This window comes from Brevibacillus choshinensis (genome assembly GCF_001420695.1).
Lineage (GTDB): Bacteria > Bacillota > Bacilli > Brevibacillales > Brevibacillaceae > Brevibacillus > Brevibacillus choshinensis.
In genome coordinates this window covers 1,453,907-1,466,390 of the sequence record NZ_LJJB01000010.1, presented here as the reverse complement: position 1 = coordinate 1,466,390, position 12,484 = coordinate 1,453,907, and the positions used below count along the sequence as shown (strand labels likewise).

Annotated in this window: 10 protein-coding genes; all 10 read left to right on the top strand. The window is 50.2% G+C overall.

All coding sequences use genetic code 11. The annotated features are described in order from the left end of the window. The first annotated feature begins 138 nt into the window (after positions 1–138). The 10 genes from AN963_RS17065 (at position 139) to AN963_RS17020 (ending at position 12,352) form a co-directional block, all read left to right on the top strand. Positions 139–1,383 carry an MFS transporter gene (locus AN963_RS17065; protein WP_055745732.1) on the top strand — a complete coding sequence of 415 codons (1,245 nt, stop codon included), beginning with the start codon at positions 139–141 and terminating at the stop codon, positions 1,381–1,383. A gap of 64 nt (positions 1,384–1,447) precedes the next feature. Further along, positions 1,448–1,861: a DUF1934 domain-containing protein gene (locus AN963_RS17060; RefSeq protein WP_055745731.1), complete on the top strand. Its 414-nt coding sequence runs from the start codon at positions 1,448–1,450 to the stop codon at positions 1,859–1,861. A gap of 75 nt (positions 1,862–1,936) precedes the next feature. Next, complete coding sequence (locus tag AN963_RS17055) at positions 1,937–2,335, top strand: hypothetical protein (protein WP_236708005.1); 399 nt, start codon at positions 1,937–1,939, stop codon at positions 2,333–2,335. Between the two features lie 84 nt (positions 2,336–2,419). Continuing rightward, positions 2,420–3,844, top strand: coding sequence for a sigma-54 interaction domain-containing protein (locus AN963_RS17050; RefSeq protein WP_055745730.1), 1,425 nt, complete (start codon positions 2,420–2,422; stop codon positions 3,842–3,844). A 181-nt stretch (positions 3,845–4,025) separates the two neighbouring features. Beyond that, positions 4,026–5,384 (top strand): lysine 2,3-aminomutase, encoded by a 1,359-nt coding sequence (kamA, locus tag AN963_RS17045; protein ID WP_055745729.1) that lies wholly within the window; start codon positions 4,026–4,028, stop codon positions 5,382–5,384. 297 nt (positions 5,385–5,681) lie between these two features. Continuing rightward, the gene (locus tag AN963_RS17040; RefSeq protein WP_055745728.1) at positions 5,682–7,757 is read left to right on the top strand and encodes a (Fe-S)-binding protein; all 2,076 of its coding nucleotides are present in this window, start codon (positions 5,682–5,684) and stop codon (positions 7,755–7,757) included. Between the two features lie 163 nt (positions 7,758–7,920). After that, a complete protein-coding gene (locus tag AN963_RS17035) occupies positions 7,921–9,099 on the top strand; it encodes an acetyl-CoA C-acetyltransferase (RefSeq protein ID WP_055745727.1) in 1,179 nt (392 codons plus the stop codon). A gap of 13 nt (positions 9,100–9,112) precedes the next feature. Continuing rightward, positions 9,113–9,964 carry a 3-hydroxybutyryl-CoA dehydrogenase gene (locus AN963_RS17030; protein WP_055745726.1) on the top strand — a complete coding sequence of 284 codons (852 nt, stop codon included), beginning with the start codon at positions 9,113–9,115 and terminating at the stop codon, positions 9,962–9,964. 31 nt (positions 9,965–9,995) lie between these two features. After that, on the top strand, positions 9,996–11,138 hold the full coding sequence (locus AN963_RS17025) for an acyl-CoA dehydrogenase (RefSeq protein WP_055745725.1): 1,143 nt from the start codon (positions 9,996–9,998) through the stop codon (positions 11,136–11,138). Between the two features lie 71 nt (positions 11,139–11,209). Then, complete coding sequence (locus tag AN963_RS17020) at positions 11,210–12,352, top strand: acyl-CoA dehydrogenase (protein WP_055745724.1); 1,143 nt, start codon at positions 11,210–11,212, stop codon at positions 12,350–12,352. Positions 12,353–12,484: the final 132 nt, after the last annotated feature.

Below are 12,484 nucleotides of genomic sequence, written 5' to 3'. Positions count from 1 at the left end.
AACGTCTCCGGATGCAAAAACCGGAGGCGTTTTTATGTCTTACCTAAAAGACAGATTATTTTTAAACATTTTAGTTTACAAAATATAACAATAACGATACGATGTTCTCGAGAAGTTTTAACGGGGGAGCTGTTTCCGATGAAAGAAGTCTTTGCTAACGTAGATTTTCGTAAATTATTTTTCTCTAATCTTTTTTCCGGATTTGGCCAAGGAATGACGATGATCGGGATTGCCTGGTATTTGGTAGAAACGACGGGATCGGCCCAGCTACTAGGCTCCACAATGTTTTCCTCTGCCGTCTTGATGTTTTTTATTGGTCCATACATTGGCACCTTGATTGACCGCTTTTCCCGCAAAAAAATGCTGCTGGTGGAAAATGCAATCGGATTTAGCGTACTCGGCGCCTTAGCAGTATGGGGCTTTTTTGGTTCGTACGTCGAATGGATGCTCATCGCGATTTATCTCGTGACGACTTTTATGTACCAGATTCATTACCCGGCTCAATCCGCGTTGGTACAGGAAGGCTTTGAACCGAGACATTACAATAGCATTAATAGCTTGTTGGAGATCGAAGGACAGACGGCTTCCGTTCTTGCGGGCGGGGTCGCCGGATATTTATTGAGTTCATACGGCTTGCATATCGTCATCCTTTTTAATGCGCTGACCTATCTGTTTGCTTTCGGTTTGCTGTCCACCATGAAATACACCTTTACCTTGGAGGGCGAAGCCAAGGCAAACCAGGGTGTCAATTGGCTGGGACAGCTCGGGCAAAGCTGGCGATACATACGGGAGAAGCGGGGGTTCCTGGTCTTTGGAATCTCAGCCATGATGCCGTTCATCGCCATTATGGCGAGCAATTTGTTAAAGCCCGTGTATGTGAGCCAGACACTAAAGGCAGACGTTTCGATCTTTTCTTTCGGAGAAATGGCCTATGCGATAGGAGCGGTGGCTGCAGGTGTGCTTGTCTCCATTATGGTCGCCAAAATGGGTCAATTGTCGGCGATCGTGGGCAACACTCTCCTGTTCGCAATTGTAATTATCGCGATGGTATCCTTACCATATGGCTGGGCACTGGTAGCATCCTACATGGTGTACGGCTGGTGTAATGCTTCTGTCCGTTTGATTCGACAATCTCTCTATATGACGATCGTACCGAAACATTTTATGGGGCGAGTCATGAGCTTTTTCAATTCAATCGGTATGATGATGCGTCTGGTGTTGATTGGTCTGTTTACGATGATGATCGACTATACAGGCGCAAGCACTGGGTATGTGATTCTGGCAGGTCTCTTACTGCTGGCTGCTGTTGGTATCGCCATTACGATGCGCTCCATGCTCGCTGAGGCTCATGAGCAGGCCGCGGTTGCAACGGAAGAGCGTTGAAGGGTAAAATGAACCGATGTAAAAGAATCTGGATTGGATGAAAAGGTGGAGAGTGGAGACAGTCATGCTAGACGTGCAAATCGAATTGACAGCCAAACACCGTGTAGACGGCGACTGGGAGGAAACGACCCACTCCTATCAAGGGAAATGTGTGCAGAAGGTCGGGGCCTGGTACTTGACCTACAAGGAGCAGGTAGAAGGCGCAGGAGAGGTCAGTACGACTCTCAAGCTGACGGAACAGTCGATCACGCTTGTACGTCAAGGCGGAGTATCGACACGACAGCAGTTCGAAAAGGGAGCCAGCACCCATTCGAGCTATCAAAGCCCGTACGGACCCTTTGCCATGGAGACTCATACGAATAAGCTGCGAATTCGCTATGAACAGGAGATGCCTACCCATATAGAACTCGCTTACCAGCTGTGGATGAATGAGCAATATGCCGGTGAGCACGAACTGTCCATACTGGTACGAAAATAAGCCGCCCTTGGCAAGGGCGGTTTTTTACACGTACAATAGGAGTATTCTGACTGGAGGCAAAAGGGGGACGTAAGCATGATGTTTGTGCTCGTGAACGGACTGATTGCCGGTCTTGCTTTGGCAGCGTTTCTGGCGTTGGGAGATGGCTTGTTTGGCACCAGCACGTTTTCCGTGTTGATTGATGTCAGCTACGTGCCAGGAATGGAAAACCTGCCTTCCATCGTCGAACTGTTCATCCACCTGCTCATCAGCTTGGTGATTGCCTATGTATGGTTGCGTTTTTATCCACGGGGCCGTGGTATAGAAGCGGCAAAGTACGTATTTTACTGGATGCTGGCTTTTGCGGTTGCGTTTCTGCCGTTTAGCCTGTTGAGCGGATCGACTCTTTCATGGACTGCGCTTTTGATCTGGGTGCTGGGACACCTGTTGTATGCGACAGTTCTCGTGGTGCAGGTGAAAAGGAACCGTGAGTGATCATGCTTGTATAAATGGAATGTGCCGAAAATTCGGCATAGTGATGATTTTTTGGCAGCATGGGTGAAGGGAGTGAGTGCCAGGATGCCATTGTCCGATACAGTGGAAATGTTACAGGCGATTCTCGGGGCAATTGACGAAGGGATTCACGTGGTAGATGCCAGCGGGATCACGATTTTCTATAATCATGTGGCGGCCAAACTGGATGGGCTCACCTCGGAGGAGGTCTTGGGCAAGCCACTACTCGAGGTGTTTCCTTCATTGGATCGCGAGTCCAGTACATTACTCCGCGTAATTGATAGCGGCGAGTCGATCTACAATCAGCCACAGGTCTATAAAAACTGGAAGGGCGTACGGGTGGAGACGATTAATACTACCTTGCCGGTGCGAGTCGGTAAGCGCTTGGTCGGAGCCGTCGAGGTCGCGAAAGACATCGGAAAGCTAAAGGAGCTGTCAGAGCGTCTAGTTGATCTGCAGGCCAAGATCAGCAAGCCCAAACGGACGAAGCGTTCAGCAGATGGACTTTCTTTTCAGTTCGAAGATATCTTGACCAGTAACGAAGAGATGAACCAAGTGAAGGAGCGTGCTCGTCGGGCAGCACGAACTTCGTCCCCCGTGTTAATTTACGGCGAGACGGGTACTGGAAAAGAACTTTTCGTACAATCTATTCACCAGGCATCGGCGCGTAGCAGCAAGCCGTTTATTGCTCAAAACTGTGCGGCGCTCCCTTCTTCTCTGCTGGAAAGCTTGCTTTTCGGTTCGACAAAAGGGAGCTTCACAGGAGCTGATGACAGGCCAGGTTTGTTTGAGCTGGCTGATGGAGGCACCTTGTTTTTAGATGAATTAAACAGTATGCCGCTTGATTTGCAGGCCAAGCTGCTACGTGTTTTACAGGACGGTCAGATCCGTCGTATTGGCGGCAGCCAGCAGATCAAAGTCGATGTGCGCGTGATCGCTGCAGTCAATGAACCGCCGAAAATCCTTGTCCAACAAGGATTGATGCGTACAGACCTGTATTACCGGATCAATGTGGTGTCGTTCGAATTGCCGCCATTGCGCAGGCGGAGGGAGGACATTGATCTTTTGGTAAGCCATTTCCTCGATAAGTTTAACCAGCAATTCGGCATGAATGTACAAGGAATCAGCCCCGAAGTAAAGGGATTGTTTGCCTCTTATGCGTGGCCAGGAAATGTTCGCGAGCTGGAGCATGTCGTTGAGGCTGCGATGAATATGGTCGACTCGGATACGATCGAGGTGGATCACCTGCCCCCGCACTCGCTAGAGAGACCGATGGGGCAATCGACTGCGGAGACGTGGATGCCGGAAACGCTGCTGCAAGCTAGGGAGGGTCGGTCATTGCCCGACCTGATGAAGGAAATGGAGGAGCAAGTCATCCAAGAAGCGATGAAATCGACGGAAGGCAATGTACTTCGGGCAGCAAAGCTTCTGGGAATACCTCGTCAAACCTTGCAGTACAAACTGAATCAGCGAACGAATCCTTTAAACTAACTGCCGAAAATCCGGCACAAAAACCGATCGAGAATAGAGCGAGAACTGCAGGAAGAAGCCGACAAAACGCTCTATTCCTTATTTTCTAAATTTTTCGATTTGGTTGGCACGACCCTTGCATCTCTTGTTTTCGTGAGTGAAATACACTAGCTTCACCACTGACGAGAGGAGATGTAACACGATGACGGTAGCGACTAAGCGCGACTGGCGCCAACTTGAGCTTTGGAAAGATGTAACAGACGAACAATGGAATGACTGGATGTGGCAGCTGACCCACACCATTAAAACGGTAGATGATCTCAAACAGGTGATCAATCTGACGCCTGAAGAAGAAGAAGGCGTACGCATTTCCACGCAGACGATCCCGTTGAATATTACTCCATACTACGCCAACCTGATGGATCAAGACGATCCAAAAGATCCAGTGCGTATGCAGTCTGTTCCTCTTTCTTCCGAGATGGTTCGCACCAAGTACGACATGGAAGATCCACTTCATGAAGACGCGGATTCACCTGTGCCAGGTCTGACTCACCGCTATCCAGACCGTGTCCTGTTCCTCGTGACCAACCAGTGCTCGATGTATTGCCGTTATTGCACACGCCGTCGCTTCTCCGGCCAAATCGGCATGGGCGTACCTAAAAAGCAACTGGATGCTTGTATTGACTACATCCGCCGCACGCCTGAAGTGCGTGACGTTCTTTTGTCCGGTGGAGACGGCCTGCTGATTAACGACCGTGTACTCGAGTACATCCTGAGCAGCCTGCGTGAAATCGAGCACGTAGAAATCATCCGTATCGGTACTCGCGCTCCTGTTGTGTTCCCGCAGCGCATTACCGAAAACCTGTGCAATATCTTGAAAAAGTACCACCCTGTATGGCTCAACACGCACTTCAACCATCCAAAAGAAATTACACCAGAAGCAAAGCAAGCCTGTGAAATGCTCGCCAACGCAGGTGTGCCACTGGGTAACCAAGCCGTTATCCTTGCTGGAATCAACGATTGCGCCAACACCATGAAAAAACTGGTGCAGGACCTGGTCAAAATCCGCGTCCGCCCATACTATATTTATCAGTGCGACCTGTCCGAAGGTATTGGTCACTTCCGCGCACCTGTAAGCAAAGGGATCGAAATCATCGAACACTTACGCGGCCATACCTCTGGCTATGCAGTACCGACGTTTGTGGTGGATGCTCCACACGGTGGCGGTAAAATTCCTGTAAGCCCGAACTACATTATCTCGCAGGCTTCCGACAAAGTGGTATTGCGCAACTTCGAGGGTGTAATTACCTCGTATCCAGAACCAAAGCACTACCACGAGCACGACGAAGAAAACTGCGAATACTGCAAGGCATCCAAAGGAAAAGCTGTGGGTATCGCTGCCCTCATGCAGGACGAAGCAGACAATCTGGAGCCTACCGATCTGCCGCGTAACAAGCGTATCAAAGCGACCAAGGTGAAGTCGCTGGCAGACGTTCGCACCGAGCAAAAAATAAAAAAAGAGCAACCGGATTCCACGGAAAAAGAAGTTTCCGGTAAATAAGAGGAGTTTGTAGAGGCAGTCGTCTGGAGTTGATCCGGACGGCTGTTTTTTGTATCTGCAAGATCGCACCCTCAATAAAGTAAGATTTATTAGATTTTTTCCAGCGTAGTTTTAAGGATGGTTGGCCAGCAATAAGTATGATAAGATCAAGGCATATTCAATATCGAGCGATCGCTCAGTTTTGTTTCATTTTTCGGAAAAAGGCACCTTGGAGACTGAATAGTCATTCATTTTTTTGCCTGATTCTGATAAAATAGAAACAAAAGAAAACTCGATCAATTGAGGAGGAGTAGAATCATGCTGGCACTCATTAACCTGATCGCCTTTTTCCTGGTGCTCGCTTACGGACTTTACTTGGCCGGACATGTCGTCTACAGCAGGTATTTGTTCATCAAGCTGGGCAAGAAGCCAGACGTGAAGGATGACTTTGGCGCACGCATCAATCTGTTGCTGGACAACGTCATTTTTCACAAAAAGCTCTTGAAGGACAAAAAGAGCGGCATCATGCACGGCGTCATGTTTTACGGCTTTATCATTTTGCAGTTCGGTGCGATCGAGTTGGTGATCAAAGGACTGTCAAAAGGCTTTGAGCTTCCATTTGGTAGCGCTCACAAATACTTCAGCTTGATGCAGGAAATCACGACGTTCCTCATCCTGGCTGCTGTAGGATACGCTTTTTATCGTCGGTACATTGAAAAGCTGAAGCGTCTCAAACGCGGCTTTAAATCAGGGATAGTTCTGCTGCTGATCTCCTCGCTGATGGCGTCGGTTCTACTCTCTCTCGCATTTGAGCAGCTCTGGCTGGGTCATGAGCCTTCTGGATTTGCTCCGATTTCATCGGTTCTTGCTATCATTTTTTCCGCGATCGGTATGGGGCAAACAGCAGGTGCAGCGCTATTCTACGTATTCTGGTGGGCGCATCTGATCATTCTACTTGGCTTTGCTGTCTATGTCCCGCAGTCCAAACACGCTCACTTGCTCTTTGCTCCTGTGAACGTCTGGTTCAAAAAGCTGGACCCGCCTGGCAAGCTGTCGAGCATCAACTTCGAAGATGAGACCCAGGAGGTATTCGGGGTCGGCAAAATCGAAGACTTTACCCAAACGCAATTGATCGACCTGTACGCCTGTGTGGAGTGCGGTCGTTGTACGAATATGTGTCCAGCATCGGGAACGGGTAAAATGCTGTCCCCGATGGATTTGATCACGAAAATGCGTGACCACCTGACGGAAAAAGGAGCATCGGTGACATCCCGTACGCCATGGATGCCGAGCTTTGCCTTCGCTGACACGAAAGCCAATCAGATTGCAATGCAGTCTTCTGAAGTAGCAGCGACCTCCGAAGGTGCAACAGCTGTGTATGAGAAAAATCTGATCGGCGATGTCATCACGGAACAGGAGCTGTGGGCTTGTACCACCTGTCGGAACTGCGAAGACCAATGTCCGGTGATGAATGAGCACGTAGACAAAATCATCGACTTGCGCCGTTATCTCGTCATGACAGAAGGCAGCATGCCCGCAGAAGCTCAGCGTGCCCTGAACAACATCGAGCGCCAAGGCAATCCGTGGGGGATCAACCGCAAAGACCGGATGAAGTGGATCGAAGGCTTAAATGGCGAATACGCGGTTCCAACGGTCAAAGAAGCGGAGGAATTCGAGTACCTGTTCTGGGTCGGTTCCATGGGATCGTTTGACCTGCGCAGTCAAAAAATCTCCCAAGCCTTTGTCAAACTGATGCACGAAGCGGGAGTGAAATTCGCTATTCTCGGCAACGAGGAGAAAAACTCAGGTGATACTGCCCGCCGGATCGGGAATGAATTCTTGTTCCAACAGCTGGCACAGGAAAACATCGCCTTGTTTGAAGGGTACGAAGTGAAGAAGATCGTCACATGTGACCCACATGCTTTCAATACGTTCAAAAATGAGTATCCGGAATTTGGTTTGCAGGCGGAAGTCTACCACCACTCCGAGCTGTTGGCCCAGTGGGTGAAAGAAGGACGTCTGAAACCGATCAAGGAAGTCAACGAGCGCATCACGTACCACGATTCCTGCTATTTGGGACGCTACAACGAGATTTACGACAAGCCACGAGTCATTCTGGAAGCCATTCCAGGCGTGGAACTGCTCGAAATGAAGCGTAGTGGTTGCGACAGTATGTGCTGTGGTGCAGGTGGCGGCTTGATGTGGATGGAGGAGCACGAGGGCTCCCGTGTCAATGTGACCCGTACGGAGCAAGCTTTGGAAGTAAACCCTACGGCAATCGCCAGTGCGTGCCCGTATTGCCTGACGATGATGAATGACGGCGTGAAAACAAAAGAAAAAGAAGACGAAGTAAAAACGCGTGACGTAGCGGAGATTCTGGCTGACGCTATCTAATGTTCACATTGGAGGAAAAGCTGCTCGTGCAGGGCAGCTTTTTTCTACCTAAATACATTGACTATTGTGGCAGCAAACGGCAAAATGAGAGTATAACAAATTGAGCGAACGCTCGGTCATATGAGACCTTTGGAATGAAACTTCAAGTGGAGGGATCGTTCACATGAAAACAGTGATTGTAGGGGCGGCGCGTACCCCCTTTGGCAAGTTCGGCGGAGCTTTGAAAGCGTTGTCTGCCGTGGACCTGGGAGCAGCGGTCATCAAGGAAGCGTTGGAGCGATCGGGTGTCTCTGGCGAGCAAGTCGATGAGGTCATCATGGGCATGGTCGTACAGGCTGGAGCAGGCCAGGTTCCTTCACGTCAGGCGGCACGTAAAGCGGGATTGCCGTGGAATGTGGCTAGCGAGACGATCAATAAGGTATGTGCTTCAGGCATGCGTGCTGTGACGATGGGCGATCAGATCATCCGTGCAGGTGACGGTGAGATTATTGTTGCCGGTGGGATGGAGAGCATGAGCAACGTCCCGTATGCTTTACCCGATGCGCGGAACGGCATGCGTATGGGAGATGCGATCGTTCGTGATCTCATGATGTACGACGGTCTCACTTGTCCGTTTGATCAGGTACCGATGGCTGTCCATGGCAGTAATGTAGCGGATGAGTTCGGAATTAGCCGCGAAGCACAGGATCAGTGGGCACTACGCAGCCAACAGAGAGCGTCACAGGCGATCGAGAAGGGGCTTTTCGCAGATGAAGTGGTCGCCGTGTCGATCCCGCAAAGAAAGGGAGATCCACTCCTCGTTACCAAGGATGAGGGACCACGATCGGACACAACGATTGAAGGATTGGCAAAGCTACCGCCTGTGTATAAAAAGGACGGGACAATCACAGCGGGCAATGCCCCGGGAATTAACGACGGTGCAGCTGCCATGGTCCTGATGTCCGAAGCCAAGGCAGCAGAGCTCGGAATACAACCGCTGGCGACTATTTTGGGTCATGCCGAGGTGGGGGCTGAGGCTCCTTACATTGCGACAACGCCAGGTCTCGCCATCCAGAAGCTACTGAAAAAGACGGGAGTAGCATTGGAAGACATCGACCTGTTTGAAGTAAACGAAGCGTTTGCGGCAGTCACTTTGACAAGTGGCAAAATCGTCGGTTGGGATGAGGAAAAAGTGAATGTCAACGGCGGAGCGATCGCACTGGGACATCCGATCGGAGCGAGCGGTGCACGGATCATCATGCATCTCGCCTACGAACTGAAACGTCGAGGTGGCGGACTCGGGATTGCAGCAATATGCAGTGGGGCCGCACAAGGTGACGCGGTTCTGATTAAAGTGGAGTAGGGAGGACTTTTGCATGAACGTACAAGCGATAATGGTGATTGGCGCAGGACAAATGGGCAGCGGCATCGCGCAAGTAGCGGCACAAGCTGGTTTCCGCGTCTATCTAAACGATATCAAGCAAGAATTTGTGGACCGCGGTCTGGCGACGATTACGAAAAATCTGTCGCGTAACGTGGAAAAAGGTTCCCTGAGTGAGGAGGAAAAGCAGGCTGTGCTGTCACGCCTCGTGCTGTCGACCGATTTGGCAGATGCAAAGGATGTAGACTTTGTCGTCGAGGCTGTTACGGAAAACATGGCGGTCAAGACGCAGATCTTTTCCAAGCTCGACGAAGTTTGCCCACCGCATACGATATTGGCTAGCAACACGTCTTCCTTGCCTATTACCGAAATTGCTGCTGTGACCAAGCGCCCGGAGAAAGTCATTGGAATGCATTTCATGAATCCGGTTCCCGTGATGAAGCTGGTCGAGATCATTCGTGGACTGCAAACGGCAGACGAGGTTTACCAGCTGACAGAAGATCTGTCCAAGCAAATGAAAAAAGTCCCGGTCAGCGTCAATGACTTCCCTGGTTTTGTTTCCAACCGAGTACTGATGCCCATGATCAACGAAGCGATCTACTGTGTATACGAAGGTGTGGCAACTCCAGAGGCGATTGACGAAGTGATGAAGCTGGGGATGAACCATCCGATGGGACCGCTCACTCTCGCTGATTTCATCGGTCTGGATACATGTCTGTACATTATGGAAGTGCTACATGAAGGGTTTGGCGATTCCAAATACCGCCCTTGCCCGCTGCTACGTAAATATGTAAAAGCGGGATGGCTCGGCAAGAAATCCGGTCGAGGTTTCTACGTTTATAACTGACAGATGATTTCGGCAGAAAGGTAGGACTGAGATGGATTTTCGACTAAATGAAGAGCATGAAATGATGCGTCGAATGGTTCGTGATTTTGCTCAAAAGGAGATTGCTCCTTTTGTTCCAGTGATGGAGGAGACTGATCAGTTTCCACGCCATATTTTGAAAAAGATGGGCGAGATGGGGCTGATGGGTGTTCCAGTGGCAGAAGAGTGGGGAGGAGCAGGTGCGGACTTTCTCTCCTATATCATCGCCATACATGAAATATCCAAGGTGAGCGCGACAGTGGGCGTCATCTTGTCTGTTCATACATCGGTTGGCACCAGCCCGATTCTGTACTTTGGGACAGAAGAGCAAAAACGAAAATACGTCACCAAGCTAGCTGCAGGGGAGTACCTGGGTGCATTTGCTCTGACCGAGCCACACGCTGGTTCTGATGCGAGTAGCATCCGTACATCTGCCGTTCGTCAAGGTGACGAGTACATTTTAAACGGAAACAAAGTGTTCATTACCAATGGCGGTGAAGCGGACACGTACATCACGTTTGCCGTAACAGATTCCTCCAAAGGAACGAGAGGAATTTCCGCTTTTATCGTGGAAAAAGATACTCCAGGATTTACCGTCGGGAAAAAAGAAAAGAAAATGGGGCTGCATGGCTCCTACACGACCGAGCTGGTGTTTGACAATGCTCGCGTCCCTGCTGAGAATTTGCTCGGGCAGGAAGGGGAAGGTTTCACGATCGCGATGGCAAACCTAGACACCGGAAGGATCGGGATTGCCGCGCAAGCTTTGGGAATTGCGGAGGCTGCCGTACATTATGCGACAGAGTACGCCAAGGAACGAAAGCAGTTCGGTCAGTCCATCGCCAAACAGCAGGCGGTAGCTTTCAAGCTGGCAGACATGGCGACGGCAGCAGAAGCAGCGAGACTCTTGGTTTACCAGGCAGCATCATTGCGCAGTCAAGGGAAAGCGTGCGGGATGGAAGCATCTATGGCCAAACGTTTTGCCTCTGATACAGCGATGCACCTCGCGACCGAAGCTGTGCAAGTGTTTGGTGGCTACGGTTACACGCGTAAGTATCCGGTGGAGCGACTGTTCCGCGATGCCAAAGTCACACAAATCTACGAAGGTACCAATGAAATTCAACGAATCGTGATCGCCAAGCATTTGCTTGCTGACTAAAAAATGAGTTGTTGTCCGGCGAAGCGTTCTGGTTCCGGACTGACCGAAAAGCACACGGGGGAGTGGTAGAAATGAATTTCCAACTGACCGAAGAACATGAGATGCTGCGAAAAATGATCCGTGACTTTGCCGAAAACCAGGTGGCTCCGACGGCAGCGGAACGCGATGAGGAAGAACGCTTTGATCGTTCCATTTTTGAACAAATGGCACAACTCGGTCTGACGGGAATCCCGTGGCCGGAAGAATACGGAGGAGCAGGGGCCGATTACTTGAGCTATGTGATCGCGGTTGAAGAGCTCTCCCGCGTGGATGCATCCATAGGTGTGACGCTGTCTGCTCAAGTATCATTGGCAAGCTGGCCTCTCTACAAGTTTGGTACGGAAGAACAAAAGCAGAAATTTTTACGCCCATTGGCAGAAGGTAAAAAGATGGGAGCGTACTGCCTCACAGAACCGGGCTCGGGCTCTGACTCAGCAGGTATGCGCACCACGGCTGTTCGCGATGGCGACCAATATATTTTAAACGGAAGCAAGATCTTCATCACGAATGCGGGTGAAGCTGAGATTTACATCGTATTTGCTGTGACAAGTCCAGAGCTCAAGCACAAGGGCATTACCGCTTTTATCGTAGAAAAAGGCATGGACGGCTTTACGATGGGGAAAAAAGAGAAGAAGCTGGGGATCCGCTCCTCGCCAACGTTGGCTATCAACTTTGAAGATGTCCGCGTTCTGGCAGAAAACATGCTGGGGAAAGAAGGCGAGGGCTTCAAGATTGCGATGATGACGCTGGACGGCGGACGCAACGGGATCGCAGCACAAGCACTTGGAATCGCACAAGGTGCCTACGAGCACGCTCGTAATTATGCAAAAGAGCGCAATCAATTCGGTAAACCAATCGCGGCTCTGCAAGCGATCCAATTTAAGCTCGCGGACATGGCTACCAAGATCGAAGCGTCTCGTTTGCTCACTTATCAAGCGGCATGGCTGGAGGATCAAGGACTGCCATACGGTAAAGCATCCGCGATGTCCAAAGTATTTGCGGGTGACACTGCGATGGAAGTAACTACGGAAGCCGTGCAAGTATTCGGCGGATATGGTTACACTCGTGAATATCCAGTAGAGCGCTTTATGCGCGATGCGAAAATCACTCAGATCTATGAGGGTACGAACGAAATTCAACGGGTCGTTATCAGCAACTACTTGTTGAAAGAATAATCGAATCGAGAAAAACTGCGGACTCGTTTCCAACCACCGACTGGGGAGCAGCACCCACTGCTCCCACCATTTCTTCTATAATAAAAAGCCCTACTTACTGAATGGGAAAAGAAAGGTTTGGCTTCTGTCGCT